We start from the raw sequence: 25,716 nt of genomic DNA on the forward strand, positions 1-25,716 counted from the left end.
AAAGCAAAGATACGGTTAATAGGAATATGAGTATTCAAATGGATATAAAATTTATTTAAATCTTAGGGTCGCAGACCTGTTTATTACTATTGTATCTTCAACAAAATAGCCGGTTATAATTAAATAATATTGTATCAAAAATTACCTTTCATCTATTTAACGTATCAAATATCTATGTTTTAGAGCATCAAACTATACTTTTCTAATTCTTTTACATACTTTTGCCTAGCAAAAATTTAAAACAATCACTTAATCAAGCAAAAAATGACCGAAATACTGAGACAAAAACTAAGCGACTCGAAGGCAGCCCGGTGGACTGTGCTGTGCGTTGTTGCATTTACCATGTTCTGCGGATATTTTATTACTGATGTAATGGCTCCGTTGCAAGATATGTTAGCAAAGGAATTAGGGTGGGATGCCGGTGACTATGGTTTCTTTACCAGTGCATACGGATGGTTCAATGTATTTCTGTTTATGCTTATTATCAGCGGCATTATCCTTGATAAAATGGGCGTGCGGTTTACCGGATTAGGCGCATGCATTTTGATGATCATAGGATGTAGCCTTAAATATTATGCCGTATCCGGACTGGGTTCTTTTGAAGGGACAATGTTTGGATTCAAATCCCAGGTGATGGTTGCCGCTATCGGATTTGCCATTTTCGGAGTAGGGGTAGAAACAGCCGGAATAACAGTTACAAAAGTAATCGTGCGTTGGTTCAAAGGCCATGAAATAGCGCTGGCAATGGGACTTCAGGTAGCTGTTGCCCGTATAGGCACAGCACTGGCACTATCTGCTGCAATTCCATTAGCGAAACACTTTCAACATATATCAGCTCCTGTACTGTTTGGAGTAGTGCTTCTTTGTATCGGACTTATCGCTTATCTTGTTTTTTGTGTGATGGACAGGCGTCTGGACGCATCTGTTGCAGATATGGATAAAGAAGCGGAAGAGCCTTTCCGTATTAAAGACATAGGCTCGATCATATCAAATAAAGGATTCTGGTTAATCGCCCTTTTATGCGTTCTTTTCTATTCAGCCGTATTCCCGTTCCTTAAATATGCAACCTCCCTGATGATAAATAAGTATGGATTAGATCCTGAACTGGCCGGGAATATCCCGGCAATACTTCCATTTGGAACAATCCTTCTAACTCCGTTCTTTGGCGGGGTTTATGATAAAAAAGGAAAGGGAGCGACAATTATGGTAATAGGAGCTGCCATGCTGATAGGTATCCACTTCCTGTTCTCATTACCACTACTGAATGTCTGGTGGTTTGCTACAATTTTAATGGTACTTCTGGGAATCGCATTTTCGCTTGTGCCTTCGGCGATGTGGCCGTCTGTACCGAAAATTATCCCTGAAAATAAACTGGGGTCTGCATATGCCCTTATTTTCTGGGTGCAGAATATCGGATTAAGTATGGTTCCGTTGCTTATTGGTACAATCCTGAATAAATATTGTACTTTAGGAACAAATCCCGATGGCAGCCCTATTTATGACTACACTCTCCCCATGATTATCTTCACCTGCTTCGGAATACTCGCCCTCATAGTCGCTTTCCTGCTGAAACGCGAAGACAAGAAAAAAGGCTACGGGCTGGAATTACCAAACATAAAGAAATAAAGCAAAAAGTCCGGTTCCTCAAAACAACCGGATTTTTTATTTTACCGGTTTTGAATAGAATAACTTTATATAAATGACTCCCGAAACAGAAATAACTCAAAAAGGACACCCAAAAGGACTATACCTGATCTTCGCCACCGAGATGTGGGAACGGTTCAGCTATTATGGAATGAGGGCTCTCTTTGTACTGTATATGACAAAGGCGCTGCTTTTCGACAAGGCCTACGGCGCGCAGATATACGGCAGCTATACAGGCCTTGTGTACCTCACTCCGCTGATTGGCGGATACATCGCCGATCGCTATTGGGGAAACCGCCGCTCCATCATTGCGGGCGCATTGCTCATGGCAATAGGACAATTCCTTATGTTTCTTTCCGGCTGCTATTTCGAGAACGTGGAATTGGCTACCACGCTGATGTTTTCGGGGTTGGGATTCCTTATATTCGGCAATGGCTTCTTCAAGCCTAATATTTCTACCATGGTGGGACAATTGTACAAGCCCGACGATAAACGGAAAGACTCAGCCTATACGATCTTCTATATGGGAGTGAATACCGGATCGTTCTTTGCCCCCATTGTTTGTGGTGTCTTGGGAGACACAGGACATCCGGCCGATTTTAAGTGGGGATTCCTTGCCGCCTGTATCGGCATGTTGCTCGGTGTTGTTGTTTTTATCTTCTTAAAAGATAAATACCTGCGAACCCCCGGGGGGGATGCGATAGGTGTCATTCCCAATAGCCACGACACGCGGCGGATGGATACTGAGAAGAAACCTGCCGGGGACACTCCGACAGCCGCAAAGGGTAAGTCAACGGCCAAACTGGCCGTCATATGGGGTACAGTCTGGATTGGTTTATTCATTTTGCTTTATACGGTGCTGAAGACCGATATCATCGGGTCTATTATATTCTCTCTCGCTATTGCGGCGCCGGGATATGTAATATCGGACCCGTCACTGACCAAAATAGAGAGGTCGCGTATCTGGGTAATTTATATTATCGCTTTTTTCGTGATATTCTTCTGGTCGGCATTCGAGCAGGCCGGGGCATCGTTAACCTATTTTGCAGAAGAACAAACCGACAGGCATGTGGGGCTGTTTGACTGGACTATACCGACATCGTATTTCCAGTCGGTAAATGCTGTCGCCATTATCATTTTCGCACCTGTCTTTGTTGCCATCTGGACAAAGCTGAGCAAAAAAGGAAAAGAGCCTGCCTCCCCTTATAAACAATCGATAGGTTTGTTTCTGCTGGCAATCGGTTACCTGATTATAGCCTTTGGCGTGAAAGGCCTTGCGCCGGGTATAAAAGTGAGCATGCTCTGGCTGATAAGCCTTTACACCATACATACATTCGGTGAGCTCTGCTTATCCCCGATAGGATTGTCGATGGTAAATAAGCTTGCTCCAATACGGTTTGCCTCTCTGCTGATGGCTATCTGGTATATGAGTACATCGGCTGCCAATAAATTTTCGGGAACCTTGAGCAGTTATTACCCCGAGCCGCTTATCGAACTGGCAGCAGTACAATTGGTGGAAAAAGAAAATACCTTAACTTTATTACCCGAAGAATTTGAGAAGGATATCAGCGAAAAAGACGGAACAAAAGTCATTCCTTTCGACCGGATAATGTTCTACAAAGTGGAGGATAGAACCTTGAAGGCTGAAATACAAAATTCATTGGAAAAGCAACAGCTGGAGAATCCGAAAGTATTTATGGGATACAGGATATCCAACCTTTATGATTTCTTCATGCTCTTTGTATTTATGGCGGGGGCGGCGTCAGTCATTCTGTTCTTCCTGTCAAGGCGCTTAATGAAAATGATGCATGGGATAAAATGATACCAGATTTTTAAATATCGATGTGAATCGATACTCGGTGTTATTTCTAAAAAAACAATCTGTTCTTTAGAATTGTTTTTATTAAAATATATTCGGAACTTAGAGGGACAGATAATAACCCATTAAAAAATAATACATTATGAAGTTTTTTATCGACACAGCCAATTTAGACCAGATCCGTGAAGCCAACGATCTCGGAGTACTGGACGGGGTAACGACAAATCCTTCCCTGATGGCAAAAGAAGGGATAAAAGGTGTAGAAAACCAGCGGAAACATTATGTGGAAATCTGTAATATCGTTGACGGTGATGTCAGCGCTGAGGTAATAGCGACGGATTATACCGGTATGATAAAAGAAGGAGAGGAACTTGCTGCCCTTCACAAAAACATTGTGGTAAAAGTACCTTGTATAGAGGAGGGAATCAAAGCTATAAAATATTTCAGCAAAAAAGGTATCCGTACTAATTGTACTCTCGTTTTTTCCGTGGGACAAGCTCTGCTGGCCGCAAAAGCAGGAGCCACTTATGTTTCCCCGTTCGTTGGCCGTCTCGATGATATCTCCAGCGACGGTATCGAGCTTGTAAGCAAGATCGTGGATATGTATTCTACATACAATATGAAGACTCAGGTTCTGGCAGCTTCGATCCGCAGTACACAACATATTATACAATGCATTGAAGCAGGATCGGATGTCGCTACCTGTCCGCTGGCGGCTATTAAAGGGTTGCTGAAGCATCCGCTTACCGATAGCGGGCTGGCGACTTTCCTGGCCGATTATAAGAAAGTGAACGGATAAAGGATATATAAATAATACGGATCGGGAACAGACTTGTTTATGTCAGGGAGCCCGATAAAAAAAAGGGTATCAATCTACTGATACCCTTTCTCATAGTGTTTAAACATAGCGGTCTGAAGATTGACTTGGCGTTTTGCGCGACCGGAAACATCCGCTTGTACGACCTGGAAATCCCGGCCCCATAGATTCCCAAATATTCCACAGTACCCACCATTAATCTTGTGACCGATGAGATAATGTTTACCGCGAAAGCCAATGTTATAAGATGTATCTGTTATTTATGCCAAGTTTAATATTGGATTGTTTTCTGCTACGCGCAATCAAAGATTGTTTGTGTTACTTTTGCCCAAAGCCGCAAAAGGAACCGAAAACGCTTTAGCGCCCCGCTTCAAAGGCCGGCCCGTTAACAGAAGAGACGGCTAAACTAAAAAGGAATGTTACTTCTTATTGTCTCATAATAAGAAGACTGAACAAACGTGGATTCGTTGCGTAAAGTACTGTTTATAAAGCTTAAAAGATGTTTTTACCGTGTAGTTTTTCCGTGCAGTAAATGAATATTATGCTATTTTTTACCTTTCCTTTTCAATTCGTCCCTCAGCAAAGAGGCCAATTCGTAATCCTCGCCTTCGATTGCATCTTTGAGCAGCGTCTCCAGCTCATCGAGATTAAGAAGCGAATAATCCAAAGCCAGATGGTCTCTTTCGTTTTCCGGACTAGCTGCGTCCTGAATAGAATTTTTATCGAAGACTATTGCCTGTTCCTGCATAATGGCTTCCGATGTATATATAGGCGACTTCGTCCTTAATGCAATTCCCACGGCATCGGAAGTCCTGGATTCTATCTGAATGTTTTTATCACCCTGGCTTAATATCATGCGGGAAAAGAAAACCCCGTTCTCATATTTATATATTTCCACTTCACGCAGGATAATACCGAACTGATGTAAAAGCGAACGGAATAAATCATGTGTAAGGGGTCTTGGAGGATAAGAGCCTTGCAGCTTGAATGCTATGGACTGAGCCTCGGGAGTTCCAACCACAATCATCAGCCGGCGTACACCGTCTTCTTCCGCCAGAACCAATCCGTATGCCCCTGATTGTGTCTGGTTGAACGAAAAACCCAGTACTGATAATTTTACTCTGTCATCCATGTTGTAGATATAATATGGGATCAAAAATACTTATTTATTTTATATAGTCGAGAGAATCACTCTTGTTTTAAAACATTTTAAACTATTGCCACTGTCCGGCATATCCTGTTTTTCTGTCTTCCCAATGAACGACAGTACCTCCGTCCTTAATTTAAACGAAATTGTATATTTTGGCGGAAAGTTTATCTATATATAGCTTTTAGCCGTTAGCTATTAGCTGATGGTTCTTTGACAGATTTGGAAGGATTTAAAAATTTAATATTTAAGAATTTAAAGATTGATTAGAAAAAGTAATGAAAAGTGTAACCTTTGTTACCTTAAAAGTTATCACCAAAATTCGCCAAGAAAGCAAACGAAAATAAAAGGGATATTAATGAAAATAAATATACTTATATACAGATGTTTAAATTAGTTAATAAGAGTAAAAACAGATTTTTATTTTTCATTTACATAATCGTTTTTTATCCATTATTTGTTACCTGTTTGTTACTTATGACTTTTTATAATTGTTACTTTATTTGTTTTTCGTAAATTATTATGTTTCTTGTATTTATATAATATCTAATTATTAGTTATTTAAAAACATATATATCAAAAGGTAATTAATCCTTATTTTCCTTTGCCATGTCGTTCCTTGTTTGTATCTTGCCCCCGGTTTAATTTTTAATTTAATATTGATCCTTATGACAAACAGCAGGAAACAACCCAAAGCAAAGGAGCCGGTAAAGATCCGCTTCAAACAACTCTCCGGCGGCAGCCAATCCATTTACTTCGATATCTACAGGAACGGCAAACGCTTGTACGAGTTCCCCAAACTTTACCTTGTCCCTGAAAGGACACCCGAAGACAAAGAGCTGAACCGCCGAATGCTCGACAAGGCCGTCCGTATCAAAGCACAGCGAATAGATGAGTTGTCCAGTAAGGAAAACGGCTTTGTCAATATGGGACTGAAACAAAAGGCGAATTTCATCAAATATTTACAGGCATTGACGGAACGCAAAGAAGCGGAGGGCAAGACAGCGGTATGCGATACCTACCGGAGCCTGATAAAGCACCTGATCCTTTATAAGGGTGACGGGCTAACCTTCAGGTCAGTTACCAGGGAGTATTGCTGCGGCTTCAGTGAATACCTGCTGACAGCGGAGAACCTCTCCAGCCGCCGGGGCATTGCGGCAAACGCTAAAGGCAGCCTGTTATCCAAAGGCAGCCGTTACGGTTACAGCCGTGCCTTATCCATTGTATTGAACTGTGCGGTACAGGATGGTATCATTCCCGATAACCCGATGAAGAAGCTGACCCGCTTCGAGCGTCCCAAACGTCCGGAAAGCGACAGGGAATACTTAGGCCTGGAAGAAATCAGGGCGCTGGTAAAGACCGAATGCATCAAACCACTGGTAAAGTCAGCCTTCCTGTTCAGTTGTTTCAGCGGGTTGCGCTTCTCGGATGTCAAGGCCCTCAGATGGGACGATATCCAGACCGACCATGAAGGCAGGAAGCAGATCTGCTTTACCCAGCAGAAGACAAAGAAAAAAGAATATTTACAGGTATCGGACGAAGCCTTGAAATTCCTGCCGGAGAGGGGAGCCGCTATGGGGGAAGATATCATCTACCCGTTATCCTCCAGCGGCTTTACAAACCAGGCGCTTAAAAGCTGGGTACTGGCGGCAGGGATAAAGAAGCGCGTGACCTTCCATGTCGCCAGGCACACAAACGCTACCCTTTTGCTGTCCCTGGGCGTTCCTATCGAGACAGTGAGCAAGCTATTGGGACATGCCGATATGAAGACGACACAGATATATGCCAAAGTGATAGATAAGAACAAGCGGGAAGCAGTCAGTAAGCTGGACGGGCTGACGGATTAGGGAACAGGGCTTTCACCTCATTAATTTCAGAAAGCATTATAAATAAAGAACCTTATTTATCATCTTAATAAAAATTCTATATTTGCAGAAGAAAGATGTTCCCAATGTTTTGCGCATGCTACATCTGAATAGGAAGTGAGTTATTTATAACAAGCCTTGCGTGTAACCTTGTCTAACCGACTATTACTATAAGAATGAATATAAAATCCCTGCTGGAAGATCTCGCTGATAATGATTCTGAGGGTGCCTTGAAGCTAATCTACCTTGCTTACCGGGAAAAGATTTCAAGGTATATTTTGATATATATCAATTCGAAAGAAGTGACAGAAGAGATTTTATCCGATGTATTCTTTACAATATGGGAAAAGAGGAAGTTATTACCGCAAGTAACAAATTTCAATTCTTACATTTACTCGATAGCAAAATATAAGTCACTAAACTACATCCGTGAACAAAAAATAACGACTATAAACCTCGATGACGTACCTATAGACTTGTTTAGCTTTACGAAGACGACTGCTGAAGAAGAATACATTTCACGGGAAATTATAGAAGAATTAAACTCTGCGATAGAAGAACTCCCAGCCAAATGTAAACTGGCCTTTAAGTTGGTAAAAGAAGATAAAATGAAATATAAGGATGCAGCTGAGCATCTTGGTATATCCGTAAAGACGCTGGAAATACATCTTACATCGGCAATCAAAAAAATCAGGGAAAAATTGAAGGAACTTAATCTGAGATAAAAAATTCGGTACCTGATTAGGGGTATTTCATTATTTCTGTTACTTAATATATATAAGATATTTTTATGTGGCAGAATAACGAAATAGAACAACTTGTAATAAACTATCTGACGGGAGAAGCCTCTACGAATGACATTCTTTTGATCTCCGACTGGTTGAGAGAAGATCAGGAGAATGAGAAAATATTCATGCAAATAAAAGAATATTGGAGTGCTGATGTTTCTTCGGTATGCGATGTCGATTATAACAAAGTCTATGATGATTTATCTTTGAAAATAAAAGATACAGAACCCGGGCATTCCCCGGGGAAAATTAGTCTCAGATATGCAGCGGTAGCTGTAGCGGCCGTATTTATAGGGATGTTTATCTATCTCGGTTTTTTAAGGGAAGCTCAGGTTATACACAACTACTCATATATTTCCGGCAATGCTGTGTCACAGATCAGTTTACCGGACGGCACAGGTATACTACTAAATAAGAACAGTACATTGACATATAATAATTCCTTCGGAGAGAATGACAGATATGTCAGCCTTGAAGGTGAAGCATTTTTTGAAGTTACAAAAGATACCGGTAAGCCGTTTATAGTAGATCTGAACGGGACAAAGATAAAAGTACTCGGCACAACTTTCAATGTAAGGAACAGGCCCGAAGAAACGTTTACATCGGCAGTATTACTGGAAGGCTCGATACGTTTCGAATCTCCAAACCAGAATATCCTTCTGAATCCTAACCAGGAACTGGTATATACCAAAGCTAACAGCAAGATAAATGTAAATAATGCCGATATGGAAACGGTCATAGCCTGGAGAGAAAATCTTATAAGGTACAAGTCTTTATCTTTTAGTGAGGTAACAAAAATATTAGAGAAGCATTATAATATATCAATAGAAATAAATAGTGAACAGCTCCGCAATGAGAAAATGACAGGGGCATTCGATGCCAATCTCAACATAGAGCAAATACTTGATATCATGAAAAACAACATACAGTTCAAATGGAAAAAAACGAATGACAACGACTATGTCATTAGCAAATAACTAATAAAATCTATCTAATACTATAAAATAATCTGCCTATGGAATAATCCCGAAAGAAAAAGAAAACCGGCCAATCTTGGAGGAGCAGCCGGTTTTACATCATTATTTAAAATTAGTCTTAACTCATGACACTACCGCAAATAGACGCCGTGAGTTTGTAACCAATTTATTTACAAATATATGAAAAATATATGTATCAGTAAAACTTCTGCCAAAGAAGAATTAATAAAAATACTGCGTATTATGAGAATCACATCATTTCTTTTATTCGTATGTGTTTTCCAAATGCAAGCAATCAATACTTATGCTCAATCAACAAAAATTTCACTCGCTACAGAAGAAGTCTCACTAACAGAGATATTTAAAGACATAGAACGGAAAAGTGAATTCCTTTTCAACTACAAAGACAGTGATGTGGCAGGAATTAAGGCAAAAGTAAATGTTAAAGGAGGGAACATAAATGAAATTCTTGGGCAGGCACTTAAGAATACAAATCTGGTCTATACTATAGATAACAGGCACATTACTATATCCAGAGTAACAAAGCCTGCATCCGATAACAATGCTGTTGTTAATAATAAAATTAAAGTAACCGGACAGGTTACCGATGAAAAAGGAGAACCATTGACCGGAGTATCTGTATCTGTTAAGGGCCAGACAATCGGTACAATTACAGATATCGAAGGAAAGTTTTCCCTGGATGTTGACCCGGGTGATATTTTGAGCATATCTTTCCTTGGTTTCATAAAACAGGAAATAACAGTTACCCGGGCAATCAATCTCAATATTGTACTCAAAGAAATAACCCAGGATTTGCAGGAAGTGGTTGTCGTAGCCTATGGCGTGCAGAAAAAAGCAACCATGACCGGAGCTATTGCGAACATCAAAGGTGATGAATTGAATAAGTCGACGGCAGCTAATATTTCAAATACAATGGCCGGACGTATATCCGGTGTAAGTATGCGCCCAGGCAGCGGAAAACCAGGAGAAGACAATCCTACAATCTACATCCGTGGTATAGGCAGTACAGGGAATATAAATCCGCTGATAGTTATTGATGGAGTGATTCGCGATAATATGAATCAGATAAATATGAATGACATAGAATCTGTCAGTGTTTTGAAAGATGCGACTGCCATTGCTCCATATGGATTAGGAGGTGCAAACGGGGTAATACTCATCACTACCAAAAGCGGAAAGGAAGGCAAGCCGACGCTTACACTCGACGCTTATTACGGATGGCAGACTCCTACCGTGCGCCCAAAAATGTTGAATGCGGCAGATTATATGACCTTGCGGAACGAAGCCTACCTCAACGATAATAAAGGCAAAATACCGGAAGGGGGAGCACTGCCTTTCAACCGGGATATGATAAGCAATTACGGGAAATTACATGCTGAGGATCCGGACAGATATCCGGACAGCAATTTCTATGATGAAATGGTTAATTTATATACACCTATCCAAAGCTATAATTTACAGTTGAATGGAGGTAATGCCCAGACACGTTATTATGTAGGCTTAGGATACTTTGACCAACAGGGGATGTATGACAACATTTACTACAAACGATACAGCATAAACGGAAAGTTCGATATCCAGGCCTTACAATATACCAAAGTATCCCTTTCCTTCAATGGGTCGGTAGAGAAAAGAAATTCAGATCCTGCGCCTATGCCCGTCATGTATATGCCTATACGCAGCCTGTACTATAGCAATGGCCTTTGGGGAGAATCAGGAGGTAGTAGTCCTATCGGCGAACTGAAAAGCGGTTCATATAACAAAATAAATAATAACACCTTATTACTGTCCATGTCGCTTGAACAAGAACTACCTTTTATAAAAGGACTGAGTGCAAAAGGTGTATTCAGCTACGACCCCAATTTTGAATATTACAAGAACTGGAGTAAGCCGAATTACTATTACCTGATCGATACAAATACCAATCCGTATACATATACAAAAACAGTAAACGGAGAAGAAATGACATCACTGGGGCACTCAGACAACCGCAATGAAAAGATATCGGCTCAGGCACACTTGAATTATGCACGTACATTCGGCAAACACGATATAACTGCACTTGCCGTATTAGAAGCCAGAGATACAAAATATAAATGGATAAGTGCTTACCGAAAAGGTTATCAGGTCGACATAGACGAACTGGATATGGGTAGCTCCGATAAAATGGATTTTGATAACGGAGGCTCAAGTTCGCATGTCACACAAGCCGGACTCGTTTACCGTATGACATACGCCTATGACGGAAAATATATGCTTGAAGCTTCAGGTAGATACGATGGGCATTCTTATTTTGCTCCGGGTAAACGATGGGCATTTTTCCCTGCATTCTCTGCCGGTTGGAGAATATCGGAAGAAAGTTTCCTGAAAGATAAGTCAGACTGGCTGCATAGCCTCAAATTAAGAGCATCGTGGGGAGAATCCGGAAACCTGGCAGGAAATGCGTTTGAATATTTATCTGCATACGAACTGTTTGGCAACTCCTACATGTTTGGCAACAAAATAGTACAGGGCTCCAGAATGGGCAAAGAAGCGAACCCCGACATCACATGGGAAAAAGCGAAAAATACGAATATCGGTATCGATGCCTCCCTCTTCAAAGGAATGTTAACATTCGAAGCCAATGTGTTCCATCAGAAACGGTCGGGTATGTTACTGTCTCCTAATATAAATGTACCTGTAGAATATGGCCTGGGTCTTGCACAGGAAAACGCAGGAGTAATGACTAACCGCGGTTTTGAATTCCAGCTGGGAGGAAACTACTCACTGTCTAACGGTTTGAACCTGCATCTGGATGGAAACTTCAGTTATGCTAAGAATAGAATGGATCAGACATACGAATCACTCGATAAGTACAACAGCCCTTACAGACGTCGTACCGGCCGGCCGAGGAACACGCCTTTCGGATATATCGCGGATGGTCTGTTCTCGACGGCTGATGACAAGAACGGAGATGGAATCATCGATGCTGCCGACGGCTATAATGTAAGCCAGTTCGGAGCAGAATTACATCCCGGCGATGTCAGATACAAAGACATCAGTGGTCCTGACGGTGCGCCTGACGGAAAAATTGATGCCTGGGACGAAACAGTTGTAGGTTATGCGCCTTATCCGCGTATTACATACGGATTTACCCTTGCTGCCGATTGGAAAGGGCTCGATGTAAGCCTGTTCTTTCAGGGTGCGGCTCAAGCGAGTATGAATATACAGGGATATCAGACCTTACCTTTCCGTTTGAACAATACAAACGTATCTTATGAATATTTCGACAATTACTGGACTCCCGAACGTCAGGATGCAAAATATCCGAGGATTACACAAGCCCCGTATAAAAACAATACGACTAATTCGGAATATGATAACGGATTCGGACCTTACTCAAGTTCTTTCTGGATGCGCAATACGAATTATCTGCGCCTGAAAAACATCGTTATAGGCTATACGTTACCTCAGCTACTGACCCGCAAGGTAGGTATAAACGCGCTGCGTGTATATGCATCCGGCACCAATCTGCTTACATTCAGCAATCTCGATTTCATTGACCCGGAAGCCAATTACCAGTCCAGGGAAGAGGGATATCCTTTGCAGAAGACATATACAATCGGTTTAAATATAACATTTTAAAAACCAATATTATGAATAATATACGCTATTATATATCATATTTCATTGTAATATCTCTGTCAGTACTCATGTATTCCTGCAGCGATTTCCTCGATACGGAATCACGGAATACATTGACAGAACCGACTCAATGGGCAAGTGAAAAAAATGCAGATGTATACCTCAATGGTATATACAGTACGCTGAATAAACCAAGCACTCCGGACCCTCTCGATAGTTTTACCGATGATAATAATGGTGGGCCGTACTGGGCTTCATGGCAATGGAAGCAAGGTATAGCCACGCCTGAGGTTCGCAACGGTTATCCGATGCAACAAGATGGAACAGCCAACGACTTTATGAACTGGAAATCTGTATATGAACGTATCCGTAAGTGCAATGAATTCCTTGAGCAGGTAGAGTCTCACAAAGGAAACTTCTCTCAGGGGTGGATAAATAAGCGTGTCGACGAGGTACGTTTTCTTAGGGCATATTTCTATGCCGGTCTGTGGCAACATTTAGGCGGTTTGATCATACTTACCGAAACACTTGACCGCAATACTATGACAGAAGAGCAATTATATCGCAAAAGAAACTCATTCGAAGAGACCTATAATTTCATAAGCGACGAGTTGGGAGAGATTGTATCCAATGGTCATCTCGATGTGAAATACAGCAAGGGGGATGCCAATGCCGGAAGGGCTACACTGGGAGCCGCCTTAGCCCTGAAAGGATGGGTAGACCTGTATGCGGCAAGTCCGGGTTTCAATGCCGAAATACCTGTAGCTGCGGAAGGAACGGGCGCTACACCGGAACAAGTGAAACTGGTCGGATTTGGCAATTACGATATTAAACGCTGGCAGAAAGCGGCTGCTACCAACAAGCAGTTTATGACTCTGTATAAAGGAACTTATGAACTGTTCCCGGATATGAGTAAATTCTGGAGCGAAGCTACTGAATACAATCCGGAAGTTATCTGGGATCGCCAGTTGGAGCGTAATATCAGCGGCCTGAGTACAGACTTCGCACAAAAAGGTGGCCCGACATATATACTGGGGAAATACTATACATGGGGAAATTTCTGCCCTACACAGGAACTTGTCGATGAATTCTGCATGGCAAACGGGCTGCCGATAAATGACCCTAATTCAGGATATGATCCTGAAAATCCTTACAAAGACAGAGAGCAACGTTTTTATGACTTCATTGTATACGATGGTGCTCCGTACAAGATGAACTGGATGGAAACGGAAGATATTATTTACACCAGAATAGATAAGGTAAACCCGTCTAAGAATCAGATAGAACTCGGGCAATCCGATGTTACACGCACAGGTTATTATTTCAAAAAACGTATGGACCCTGACTGGGAGCCTACAGGTTCGGGCTATGGCATCAATTATGTATTTTTCCGTTACGCAGAAGTATTGTTGAACTACGCAGAAGCACAAAATGAAGCGTATGGTCCGGACGAAGTATACGAGGTAATTAATGAATTACGTACCACAAGGGGATTACCTACACTTGAAACCTCATATGGAGGAAAAACGCTTAATAAGGATAAAATGCGTGACGTTATACATAGGGAAAGGCGTGTGGAACTGTGCTTCGAGAATAAACGTTTTTACGATCTTGTACGTTGGAGAATTGCATTTGATATATTAAACAAGGAGCTGCACGGAATGAAAATTTACAATACGAAAGATGACAACTCGGGAAAATGGGTGTACGAACGTCTCCCTCTGACAAGCCATCCGCATGTGTTCACGCAAAAGATGTATTTATGCCCTATACCGTATTCTGTAAGAACAGCGAATAGCAAGATTATACAGAATCCGGGATATTAAGAAACTGTTTAAGTTTAGACCCTGATCAAAAACATATCACCCCCGGGGTAAAATGGTTATGCTGGTCGACCGGATTAATGATTTCTCCAATGTCAATGATGTGAGGAATTCTAATCCCGGGGGAGATATATCAGGTAATAATAATTATTAATGATATACTTCAGAATAATAACTGATTGTTAATATCACTTACCAAAAACAGGAAGGCCTGAGACCTTTCAATATTAAAATATAGATGATGAATATTATAATAAAACATTTGTTTTGTTTTATCTGGGTATGTGCGGCAGTAGTATCCCTGTCGGCACAAACCGATAATTACGGAGCAGGGAATGCCAATAAAAGATTTATGCCATCGCTGGGAATGCTCGGCGGAAAAACCGAATTTGATTATCTCAATCTGAAAAATCATCCGGGCAATAGTGGAGTCCCTCTTGGCGGGATTGGAGCCGGCAATGTACAATTCGCCCCCGACGGACGTTTTGCCCGTATAGGTATGAATAATATTCATTTACCTATAAAGAAAAGTAAAGCATCCTTTTTCTCGGTATGGTATAATGATGGAGTGAAAAGTGATGCCCATATGTTAGTAAACGACCCGAATCCGCAATATGGCATTTCACCCGTACAGGAAATCTACTATAAGGGATTGTTTCCACAGGCGGAAATGAACTTCGGCAATTCGGTGAAAGGTATTGATATAAAAATACATGCCTATTCGTCCCTGATACCACACGATGTAAAGAATTCCTCCCTGCCTGTCGTTTTCTTCGATGTAGAGTTACAGTCGGAAAAAGACGGCGAAGTAGCAGTTGCATTTTCATGGGAAGATTTCATCGGCAGAGGTATAAAAGAGCCGGAAAGCATAGAAGGTATGGACGGACAAATATTCAGCCACGGCAGGGACCGCCTGTGTAATGGAGAAGCCTGGCCCGATCGTGCCCCGGAGCAGACATTCACCGAAAAATGGGACTGCGGCAGGCTGTCGGGTATCCGCCAATTTGCGGCTAAACCTTTAGAACCAATCCGTGCTAATTTTCAGAATTATGTCAATGAAGTTGTCCTTTTGGCAGAAAAAAGAGATGATATGCAACTGTCTGTATTACCTGCTTATGACATAGCAAGCGGTGCTCAGGCATGGAAAGGCTTTAAAGATAATGGCCTGTTCGGGAATGCGGATCGGGATATATCGTTCCTAAGTACTCCGCATAAGCAGGATGGCGGTAGCGCTATAGCATTGAAAACAAAAATAAAGAAAGGAGAGAAGAAAACCTTACGCTTCATTTTGGCATGGTACTACCCTGAGATAAAAATAGACAGAAAAAATGATATGCCTGAATATTACTGGGTAGGCGGCAGCGATTACGGGCGGTATTTCCATAATTATTTCAATGATCTGACCTCTCTGGTTGATTATGCTTATCAGAAAAGAAGTTATCTTCTGGAGAAAACAAGTGAATGGCAACAACCTGTGCTGAACAGCACAATGCCGGATTGGTATAAATTTAAGTTAATAAATAGCGCGTATGTCATTTATACCAATATGATTCTGAATAAGAAGGGTGACATGACCGTTAACGAAGGCGGAATGGGAGGACTGGCCGGTACTATGGACCAGCGTATATCATCGCATCCTTTCTATCAAAAGTTTTTCACACAACTCGACCGTTCCGAAATGGATATTTTTGCCGATGCTCAACAGTCGAAAGGAAATATACCTCATTTTGTAGGGCATTATTATATCGGCATGGGGACTGTCGGTGGGCGTGTACCTACAGAAGACAGCTGGATGACAGATAATACGGGCGGCTGGATTATTCAGTTAGCTAAAGACTATCAGCAAACAGGTGATATAAAATATCTCCGCCAACATACCGGGCGTGTACACGATGGTATGGATTTCTTGAAATCCCTGATGCCTGCTAATCTTGAAATTCCCATAGGTCCCACTACCTATGATGACTTTACCCATCCTCCTGTGTACAGTTATGGTGCAGGTATTTATCTTGCTACATTAAAAGCTGCTGCAGTAATATCAAAAGCTGTTGGGGATATCATTAAGGAAAAAGAATATAACGGGCAATTTATACGCACTCAGAAAGACATGATGCGCGTCCTTTGGAATGGCCGTTTCTTTTCTTACGGATGCGAGATAGATGGTTCCGGCAGGCTCGACAATATTTTGTTTACGGGACAATTAGGAGGGCAGTTTGTTAGTCGTTATTGTGGGTGGGGAGATATTATTCCAATGGATATGGTAAAAGCATCCCTCATATCCCAGTTCAAAATATCATTATCAAAAACACCTGACTACTATGCGAATAAGGTATGGGATATAAATCAAAATAAGGGAATAGACAACAGAGGTTCGCAATGCTGGCCGTTCTACCTTGAAAGTTACACCGGATATCCGGCGTTTCAGGCCGGATATTGTGCCGATGCATTAGAAATTATGAAACACATACAACTGGTACATTTGCGTAAAGGGTGGACATGGTGTCAGAATTTATGGAATCCGGCGGAATTATCTTATATGACAGCTCCCGTTACATGGTTTTCGACCGATGTACTGGCAGGAGCGGGATTGAATATTCCCGATAGGGAACTGAGACTGGCTCCGGTAATAAATGGCAAAGATAAAGTTGTTTTACCGCTCTTTTACCCTACTTTCTGGGCAACATTGACAATAGAACCAAAAACAAAAAAGCTGTCTTTGGAAATTATCAAAACATATGGCAATAATAATGTGACATTATCCAGAATAGTATCGGAACCCAACGGAGAGAGCACCGGTAACAGGCAGATTGTAGAAATACCGGAATTTTCCGTCAAAGAGGGTAACGTTTTAGATTTATCTCCGTATTGGGAAAGGATTGTCCGTATTAATACAGATAAGGCTATTTTACCCCAGGCAGATCAGGTAGACTTTATAACGGTGAAGTAATTGGATAATGAAATTTTTATATAATTATCTATACTCATTTCAGTCAACAGCCAACAGTTAGCATAAAAATAAGAGTGGAAAAAGTAACAATAAGAAAATGTGTAAATAGTGTTACATGTGTTACCTTTTGCGACTTTGCGAGAGACTTTTTCACCACAGAGTAAAAGGAGTTACACGGAGTTCCTAGAAGAAAAAGTGGTAGCATAAAAATATCGAAAAGGTGTCAGATATGTCAGATTTTAACACTATATAGTCAATAAATACGAATTTCGTTAATGATTACACCTGCCTATCTTCATGTGTTTGCCACAGTTGTTGGCTGCTAACTGAAAAAAGATTTTCAATAAAAAATAACAAATCTGTATGAATAGAAAAGATTTACTCAGCGTATTGTTTGGAATGGTAATTGTCTTCGTTCTTGGAATGGAGGTACAGGCTCAGGTATACAAAGACCCGAAGGTACCTGTGGAAGAACGGGTAAAAGATTTACTCCAATGCATGACTCTCGAAGAGAAGGTAGAACAGATGTCTATGACGGGAATCGGCAATTTCGATAAAACACAGGCTGTGTATGGCATCTGCGAAAGTCCTTTTGAAGAATTGGAACATGTAGCAACCTTATCTGCCAAAGCAAAAAAACATGCAAGGGAAAATACGCGTTTGGGAATTCCTCCGATTCAAATAGCAGAATGCCTGCATGGCGTACTTGCCTATGGAGCTACAATTTATCCGCAGGCAATAGCCCAGGGTAGTACATGGAATCCCCAACTAATCGAAAAAATGGCTGCCACTATTGCTATCGAAGCTTCGTCTGCCGGAATAGATCAGGCTCTTTCTCCATTGTTCGACCTGATAAGAGATCCCCGATACGGGAGAAATGAAGAATGCTATGCTGAAGATCCTTATCTCGTTGGTGTGATGGGTTCGGCTTTTGTGACAGGGATGCAAGGAAAACCAGAACAGACAAGAACCGGTATTCCGGTAGGAAAGCTTATGTGTACAGCCAAGCATTTTGCAGGATACAGTGTTCCGTGGGCAGGTATAAATCTGGCTCCGGCATCGATGGGCGAAAGAGAATTGAGGACGTTACATTTCACTCCTTTCGAAATGGTAGTAAAAGATGCAAATGTATATTCGGTAATGCCATCCTATAATGAAGTAGACGGTGTACCTGCCCATGCAAATGATTTCCTGCTTAATAAAGTATTACGCGACGAGTGGGGATTTGAAGGATATGTATTTTCAGATTATGGAAGCGTTTCACATCTGTATAATTTCCATAATATAGCTAAGGACAGGCCGGAGGCAGCAATGCGGGCTGTAGAGGCGGGAGTAGATCTGGAGGCAGCACGTCCGCATGTATATCCTCATCTTGTACAATTGGTCAAAGATGGTAAAGTGTCAGAAAAACTGATAGATATGGCTGTCTCTCGCATATTGGCAGCTAAGTTCAAAGCAGGATTGTTTGAAAAACCTTATGCTGACATAAAAAACGTGCAGAAAAATGTTCATACCTCCGAACATGTAGCTTTAGCACGTCAGATTGCAGAAGAGTCCGTAATATTGCTCCAAAATGAAAATAATCTTTTACCACTGAATAAATCCACTCTGAAAAGCATAGCTGTTGTAGGCCCGAATGCAGATCAGGTCCAGTACGGAGACTATAGTTATACGCGGGATAATAAATCGGGAGTAACCATATTGGAAGGTATAAAGAAGACTGTAGGTGAAAAGATAAAGATTAATTATGCTAAAGGTTGTGGAATTACCGACCTTAGCAAAGACGGATTCCGGGAAGCGATAAAAGCTGCACAAGAAAGCGATGTTATTGTTACTGTACTTGGGGAAACCAGTGTCATCCTTTCAGGATTAGGTTGGGGTAAAGGCCCGGGGGAAGGAGAAATTCAGGACCCTTTTACTACCGGCGAAGGATATGACCTGACAGATATTAATCCAATCGGAGTGCAACGTGAATTGTTACAAGCACTGAAAGAAACAGGCAAACCTATAATACTTGTTCTTGTACATGGCAGGCCATGGAGTATAAAATGGGAAAAGGAGAACATTCCGGCAATACTGGAAGGATGGTATCCCGGAGAACAGGGTGGAAATGCTATAGCCGACATCCTTTTTGGTAATGTAAATCCTTCAGGGAGGCTCAATGCCACTTTCCCCCAGTCAGTGGGACATATCCCCGTATTTTATGACTACAAGCCATCCGCAAAGGGTATAAACAGAGAGCCCGGAACACCGGAAAAACCCGGACGGGACTATGTTTTCTCTTCTCCGGACCCATTATTTCCTTTTGGATTCGGACTGTCATATACAACATTCGAATATTCGGATATGCAGGTATCGAAGAAAAAGTTCGGTAAGGAAGATATCCAAGTCTCTGTAAATATAACGAATACAGGGAAACGCAGAGGAAAAGAAGTGGTACAGTTTTATATAAACGATAAGGTAAGTACAGTAACCACTCCTGTGATAACACTCAAACGGTTTGAAAAAATAGATTTAAATCCGGGAGAGAGTAAGCGGGTTTCTTTCAACCTGTCATATAAAGACCTGGGGTTATGGAACTCGCAAATGCAATTTGTAACTGAGCACGGAGAATTTGAATTTATGTTTGGTAAATCAGCCGAAGATATCAAATGTAAAGATACTGTAGAGTTTGTTTCTATGCCTTAAATCAGGTTTGCGGACTATTATGGAAATACATTGATACCAGTATGCTGTTTGAGTCACTGGACAAATTAATGTAAATCTTTTACCCTGCACTATATAACCAATAGGAATTATTAAATTCGATAAAAACATAGCAAACGAAGTATTCAGAGTGACTATTAATGAAGAAAAAATTAAAAGTAAGTTTTTGTGGAATTTTGAAAATGCTCCTATAGAATTGAAAGTTAAAGCCAAAGCTATTCCTAGCTAGGGATTGTATAATGAAATGGCAGATTCTTTACCCTTCTCAATAAGCCAATGGAAAGATGAACCGGAAAAAGAGATAATATTAATACCGTATGGTTGTACAACGTTGAGGATATCACAGTTCCCGATAGTAAGATAAAGAATTTTATGCCCATGAAATAAATGTTTCAAAAAAGAGTACAACCATACACGCCGAATCGGAAGTAAAAACGAATACGTTACCAACAAAAAATTTCACTTTGAGGTAGAAATTGAAGACATGGAAAGTCATATTGTCAAAACCGGCCTCACATCAGCACAGGGAAAATTAGATGATATCCATTTCTGGAGCTAGGGTTACAGTTATCTATATAATGTATACACTATTCTAGATGTGGACAACAAACCTATGGATGATGGTTTCCATCCTATCTAGGTTGCCGGATATGCGGGCAATAGCCCGAATGTCATATATAAACATCATTATATAGCGACGAACCCAGATGAACAAAAACTTACAATGTCGAAAAAAACGGGATTAGCTGAACACCAAAATATTGTAGTATGTTTTATTCCAAATTCGCTCAAACCGATTATCATTATACTTCCTTTGTGGAGGACTACTCATAATGTTGCTTGCTGTTTTTAACTGCCTTGTACCACACACCTGACTATTATTATATGCTCAAGTCATAATTATTGATTTTGGATTTCGCCATATTGACTTGGAGTCATTCCATAAATATGTTTGAAACATTTGGAAAAATATTTGATATCGGAAAAGCCAACCATATAAGCGACTTCTTTTATCATATATTCCCCTGTCTTTAACAATAAAGCAGCTCTTTTTATTCTGATTTCCCGTATGAACTCCACCGGAGCCAATCCAGTCAGGCCTTTTACCTTATTATAGAAAACTTTTCGGCTTAAATTGGTTTCGGAAACCAAATCGTCTATGGTTAGTTCACTGTTATCGATATTCTTATCTATCACGGTGGTAATATCTTTTAAGAATTGTTCGTCCCGAGGAGTAATCCATGATTTTATTTCTTCGTTTTCGTCTTTACATAAATCGTTTTCTGGAGTATTTTGGGTCAGGTAATCGGATAATCGTTTTCTTTGTTTAATAATATTCTCGATTTTGGACTTTAATAGCTTTACATTGAACGGTTTTGTGATATAATCGTCAGCACCTTGTGCCGTTCCTTCCAATTTATCATCCAGGCTTGTCTTTGCTGTAAGTAATATAAAAGGAATATGACTGGTTTCTTTGCTGTTACGTATTTTTTGCAGAAACTCTATCCCGTCCATTTCCGGCATCATAATATCGCTTAATATGAAGTCAGGCATATATTTTACCGTTAGTTCATATCCCTCCCTTCCATTTTCCGCTTCATACAGGATGTAGTATGGAGACAAGATAGATTTAATAAAACTTCTTAAGTCAGCATCATCTTCTACGATCAATATAGATAACAGGTTTTCTTCTTTTATAGATTCACGGTTGGATGGATTCCCTGCTTCGTCCAATGCAAAAGCAACGAGTTTGTCTTGTCTGGTATTGCCTATGTGTGAGTTGATTATTTCAATATTTTCATCATTTAAGAATTGATTTAAACCCGGTTGGAACAAAACAGTAAACGTGGATCCTTTGTCAACATCACTTTCAACAATTATTCTTGCATGATGCTTATCCGCGACTTCCTTAACTATGGAAAGGCCTATGCCTGTGCTGGGTTTACTTTTGTCCGTATTGAAAGAGGTAAAACGTGTAAATAATTTATTTTGTATCTCCTTGGTCATACCCTTACCTTCATCTTTGACCTGAAAAGCAAACATTTTATCTTTTTGGAAAATACTGACTTCTATTTTTTTTTCGACTGCCGTATATTTGATGGCGTTAGACACCAGATTATAAACAAGTTTCTCGATACTGTCCGTATCGACCCATATTTTTTCTGATCCGATCTGATTGTTGACAACCAGTGAAATGCCTTTACTTTCTGCCGTCTTTCTGAAATTACTGCATAAATCGGAAATATATTCGCCAAAAGCGACCTCTTTTATTTGTAATTTTTGCTTTTGGATTTTTCTAAAGTCTAGTATTTGATTTACCATGTTCAGCATCCTGTTTGCATTTTTAAGTACCAATTGAAGTTGAGGCTCGGCATCCGGCAATACTTTATTATTCTCGATAATATCTTCTATCGGTGAGACTATCAGTGTAAGCGGAGTACGTATTTCGTGTGATATGTCCGTGTAGAAACGGGTTTTCATTTCAGTTTGCTCCTGTTCCAGTTTTACTTTGTCTCTCATCCTGTAGAATACGAACAGGCTGCGGAATATTACGAAGATCACAATAATAGATAAAATGATATATAATAGATACATCCATTGTGTTTGCCAGAAAGAGGGTCTAATAACAATTTTGAGTATACGTTCATTGTCGGTCCATTCCCCGTTGCTGTTTGTTGATTTTACCCTGAAAGTATATTCTCCGGGGGGAACATTCGTATAATTGACCAAACGTTGGTTTTGATTATATATCCATTCATTTTCCAACCCTTCCATTTTATATGTATATGAAATACTGGGTGGATTGGCGAAATCTAAAGCTGCATATTCAAGGCTGAATGTATTTTCCCTGTGACTTAAGGCTATTTTCTGTATATCGTCTAATTCCGCATTCAGTGTATAATCTTTCCCTGACACTTTGAATTTGGTGAAAGCAATATAGGGTTTATATTCGTCTTTTCTTATATTTTCGGGATCAAATGACAACGTACCTTTAGTGTAACCTAAAATGATTTCTCCTTTTTTTATGAACAACGGCGAAGCTTCAGAAAAAAAATGATTCTCAATGATTCTGGCAACATCCCTGAATTGTTCGACCTGTCCTTGTTGAGGATCAAATCTTGAAAGATTACCTTCTCCAACGATCCAGAGTCTATTATGTTTGTCTTCTATTACGGATAATACAATATCGAAAGGAAGTCCGTTACTTGTATCATACGTCTTGAATTGAGACGGAAATCCTTTCGTATCAGATTCACTAACGAGGCTTAATCCTCCTCCTTGAGTGGGGATGTATACTTTTTTGTCTTGGGTAATATATATCTTGAAAATATCATTGGCCCTCAATCCGTTTTTTTCTTTGTATGTTTTTGCATAAACTTTGTAATTCATGGATTCCGGTCTTTCATAGTTGACAGAGAAAACGACTAGCCCTAATGTTGTACCCACATAAAAAATATTACTCAAGCTATTGATTGCCCGTACCTGATAACCTGTATTCATCGGGTAGTTCTTCAAAAGATTGTGACTGTTGATAAACTGTCCGCTATTCTTATCGAAAAGATTGATTCCACCACCGTAAGTTCCAACCCAGATATATCCTTTATCGTCTTCATGTACGGAATAAACATTATTGTTACTTAGGCTGTAAATATCAGAAGGATTATTCTTGTAATTCTTGATATGGTATGAATTATCTTTGTCCTTCCTTTTTTCGAGAAAATATAATCCGTTTCCTTTGGTTCCAATCCAGATATTACCTTTGATATCTTGGGTAAATGTATATGCCATAACCTTTAACGGGGTAGCTGTTTTCGAAATATTTCCATCAGTGGTTAAATACCCTTTGAATTTCTTTTTCGAATCATATACAAGTATCATGTTTTCCTTACTTCCCAGCCAGATATTATTGTTTTTATCTTCAAAAAGAGCTCTTATCTCGTAATTTAATGAGTTGGGTTTCTCTGTAAAATCCGACTTTCTGAATATTTCACTGTCGAAACTTATCTTTTCCACCCCATCGGTACGGGTGCTTATCCACATATTACCCTGCCGGTCTATGCACAGATCGTGAAGCATATGCGAAAACTTCCATTCGGGAGATAAGGGGGCATTATAAAAAGGTAATAATTTGTCAACGGTTTTATCATAATAAGAAAGACCTCCACCTCTGGGATGTACCCATATACGTCCGCTTTTATCTTCTTCCATAACAAAGCGGGGAGGAAATAAATAATCGCCTATTACTGATACAGCAGGAACATAGTATCTCAATCGGCTGGTTATTATATTGAACCTTGCAATTCCGGGAGAATCCGTTTCGATCCATATATTATTATTGCTGTCAATGAAGCAAGATTTCATATTATTGGAGGGCAATTCTGCCGATGTTGATTTATCAAACTTGTTGAGTGTTGTTTTGTTTTTGTCACAAATGAAAAAACCATCTTCTGAACTTAGTATTATCAGCAGGTTATCATAAATATTTTTAATGGAAATGATATCGGATTTGACGTTTGTATTGAATATATCAAACTTTTTACTTTTTTTGTTGTAACACACGATACGTCCTTTGTCGGCTCCAAACCATACTTCATTATCCGTTTCGTACGCTGAAAAAAACGACATTCTTCCGCCGTGTTCTTTGTCGGAAGAGTAGAAAGTTTTATATGCCGCGTCTTCTTTCTCCGGTTCCTTGAATCTGACTATCCCCTGATCTGTTAGTACCCAGGAACAATTGTCGCTATCTTCATATATGGCTCTTACATTGTTACTTGGCAGGCTTTGATTTGCAATAGAATATATTTTATAAGTATTGGTTATGTCAAGTACACAGATTGCCCCCATATCTTCCGAGGTTAGCCATACTCTGCCTGATGGCATTATTAATATTTCAGATGCGGAAAATGGCTCATCTTTGATATTGAATGATGCTATATATTTCTCCTTATGCGGATCAAAGCAATAAATTTCTTTGTTATAAGTATGTACCCAAATATAACCGGAAAGAGCTTCGACAATTTTATCAATGCGATTACTCCTCATAAAGATACTATCTTCCCGAGAAGATTTGTAAGTGGTGAAATTATATCCGTCAAATTTGCATAGCCCATCCCATGTCGCAAACCACATAAATCCTTTCTTATCCTGTATGATGCTCATCACGGAACGTTGAGGCAAACCTTCCAATAATCCATAATGCTCTATATGACATTTTGGTTGTCCTGAAACAGAGTTATATAACGGAAGAGACAGGACTAATAAGGCGATAATGTGATAATTCATGATATAAGTCAAGTTAAACCCAAATGCTATAGCAAATATAACTTTGTTATAACAATAATCATAGTTCATTAAGAAGAATTTATGTTTAATATTTTGTATGGTTATTTTTGTTTTACGATAGCAATCAGCATCTTGTGAGTCGTGTATTGTTTTATCGGTTCCAATTTAACACCTACAAAATGCCAAATATTCGATATGAAACCGGAAATATTGTTTTATTATTGTAACAAGATAATCATTATTAAATAACCATTA

12 protein-coding genes are annotated in these 25,716 nt (G+C 40.1%); 10 read left to right on the forward strand and 2 right to left on the reverse strand.

The features are described 5' to 3' along the window. Window positions 1-264 precede the first annotated feature (264 nt). From ACYQ3L_RS01405 to fsa, 3 genes are all read left to right on the forward strand, one after another. Entirely contained in the window at window positions 265-1,626 is a 1,362-nt protein-coding gene (locus ACYQ3L_RS01405) for an MFS transporter (RefSeq protein ID WP_379998218.1), read from the forward strand. 73 nt (window positions 1,627-1,699) lie between these two features. After that, complete coding sequence (locus tag ACYQ3L_RS01410; protein WP_379998216.1) at window positions 1,700-3,466, forward strand: peptide MFS transporter; 1,767 nt, start codon at window positions 1,700-1,702, stop codon at window positions 3,464-3,466. Window positions 3,467-3,605: 139 nt separating this feature from the next. Next, on the forward strand, window positions 3,606-4,262 hold the full coding sequence (fsa, locus tag ACYQ3L_RS01415; RefSeq protein ID WP_379998214.1) for a fructose-6-phosphate aldolase: 657 nt from the start codon (window positions 3,606-3,608) through the stop codon (window positions 4,260-4,262). 562 nt (window positions 4,263-4,824) lie between these two features. On the opposite strand, the gene ACYQ3L_RS01420 is transcribed toward fsa, so the two are convergent. Next, window positions 4,825-5,412 (reverse strand): bifunctional nuclease family protein, encoded by a 588-nt coding sequence (locus ACYQ3L_RS01420; protein WP_379998212.1) that lies wholly within the window; start codon window positions 5,410-5,412, stop codon window positions 4,825-4,827. Between the two features lie 683 nt (window positions 5,413-6,095). Between ACYQ3L_RS01420 and ACYQ3L_RS01425 the strand changes: the two genes are divergently transcribed. From ACYQ3L_RS01425 to ACYQ3L_RS01455, 7 genes are all read left to right on the forward strand, one after another. Beyond that, window positions 6,096-7,274 carry a tyrosine-type recombinase/integrase gene (locus tag ACYQ3L_RS01425; protein ID WP_459952253.1) on the forward strand — a complete coding sequence of 393 codons (1,179 nt, stop codon included), beginning with the start codon at window positions 6,096-6,098 and terminating at the stop codon, window positions 7,272-7,274. A gap of 194 nt (window positions 7,275-7,468) precedes the next feature. Beyond that, entirely contained in the window at window positions 7,469-8,017 is a 549-nt protein-coding gene (locus tag ACYQ3L_RS01430) for an RNA polymerase sigma factor (RefSeq protein WP_379993809.1), read from the forward strand. Window positions 8,018-8,082: 65 nt separating this feature from the next. After that, on the forward strand, window positions 8,083-9,057 hold the full coding sequence (locus ACYQ3L_RS01435; RefSeq protein WP_379993810.1) for a FecR family protein: 975 nt from the start codon (window positions 8,083-8,085) through the stop codon (window positions 9,055-9,057). A gap of 243 nt (window positions 9,058-9,300) precedes the next feature. Beyond that, a complete protein-coding gene (locus ACYQ3L_RS01440; protein ID WP_379993811.1) occupies window positions 9,301-12,702 on the forward strand; it encodes a TonB-dependent receptor in 3,402 nt (1,133 codons plus the stop codon). A gap of 11 nt (window positions 12,703-12,713) precedes the next feature. Beyond that, a complete protein-coding gene (locus ACYQ3L_RS01445) occupies window positions 12,714-14,528 on the forward strand; it encodes a RagB/SusD family nutrient uptake outer membrane protein (protein ID WP_379993812.1) in 1,815 nt (604 codons plus the stop codon). Between the two features lie 235 nt (window positions 14,529-14,763). Next, the gene (locus ACYQ3L_RS01450; RefSeq protein WP_379993813.1) at window positions 14,764-17,472 is read left to right on the forward strand and encodes a GH116 family glycosyl-hydrolase; all 2,709 of its coding nucleotides are present in this window, start codon (window positions 14,764-14,766) and stop codon (window positions 17,470-17,472) included. 363 nt (window positions 17,473-17,835) lie between these two features. Continuing rightward, the gene (locus ACYQ3L_RS01455; protein ID WP_379993814.1) at window positions 17,836-20,160 is read left to right on the forward strand and encodes a glycoside hydrolase family 3 N-terminal domain-containing protein; all 2,325 of its coding nucleotides are present in this window, start codon (window positions 17,836-17,838) and stop codon (window positions 20,158-20,160) included. Between the two features lie 918 nt (window positions 20,161-21,078). Here the strand turns inward: ACYQ3L_RS01455 and ACYQ3L_RS01460 are convergent. After that, on the reverse strand, window positions 21,079-25,461 hold the full coding sequence (locus ACYQ3L_RS01460) for a hybrid sensor histidine kinase/response regulator transcription factor (RefSeq protein WP_379993815.1): 4,383 nt from the start codon (window positions 25,459-25,461) through the stop codon (window positions 21,079-21,081). Window positions 25,462-25,716 lie beyond the last annotated feature (255 nt).

This window comes from Dysgonomonas termitidis (genome assembly GCF_054657735.1).

Coding starts and splice junctions, on each gene's coding strand:
- ACYQ3L_RS01430 (WP_379993809.1), top strand. CDS start 7,469: ATGAATATAAAATCCCTGCTGGAAGATCTCGCTGATAATGATTCTGAG.
- ACYQ3L_RS01440 (WP_379993811.1), top strand. CDS start 9,301: ATGAGAATCACATCATTTCTTTTATTCGTATGTGTTTTCCAAATGCAA.
- ACYQ3L_RS01405 (WP_379998218.1), top strand. CDS start 265: ATGACCGAAATACTGAGACAAAAACTAAGCGACTCGAAGGCAGCCCGG.
- ACYQ3L_RS01460 (WP_379993815.1), bottom strand. CDS start 25,461: ATGAATTATCACATTATCGCCTTATTAGTCCTGTCTCTTCCGTTATAT.
- ACYQ3L_RS01420 (WP_379998212.1), bottom strand. CDS start 5,412: ATGGATGACAGAGTAAAATTATCAGTACTGGGTTTTTCGTTCAACCAG.
- ACYQ3L_RS01450 (WP_379993813.1), top strand. CDS start 14,764: ATGATGAATATTATAATAAAACATTTGTTTTGTTTTATCTGGGTATGT.
- ACYQ3L_RS01425 (WP_459952253.1), top strand. CDS start 6,096: ATGACAAACAGCAGGAAACAACCCAAAGCAAAGGAGCCGGTAAAGATC.
- fsa (WP_379998214.1), top strand. CDS start 3,606: ATGAAGTTTTTTATCGACACAGCCAATTTAGACCAGATCCGTGAAGCC.
- ACYQ3L_RS01410 (WP_379998216.1), top strand. CDS start 1,700: ATGACTCCCGAAACAGAAATAACTCAAAAAGGACACCCAAAAGGACTA.
- ACYQ3L_RS01455 (WP_379993814.1), top strand. CDS start 17,836: ATGAATAGAAAAGATTTACTCAGCGTATTGTTTGGAATGGTAATTGTC.
- ACYQ3L_RS01445 (WP_379993812.1), top strand. CDS start 12,714: ATGAATAATATACGCTATTATATATCATATTTCATTGTAATATCTCTG.
- ACYQ3L_RS01435 (WP_379993810.1), top strand. CDS start 8,083: ATGTGGCAGAATAACGAAATAGAACAACTTGTAATAAACTATCTGACG.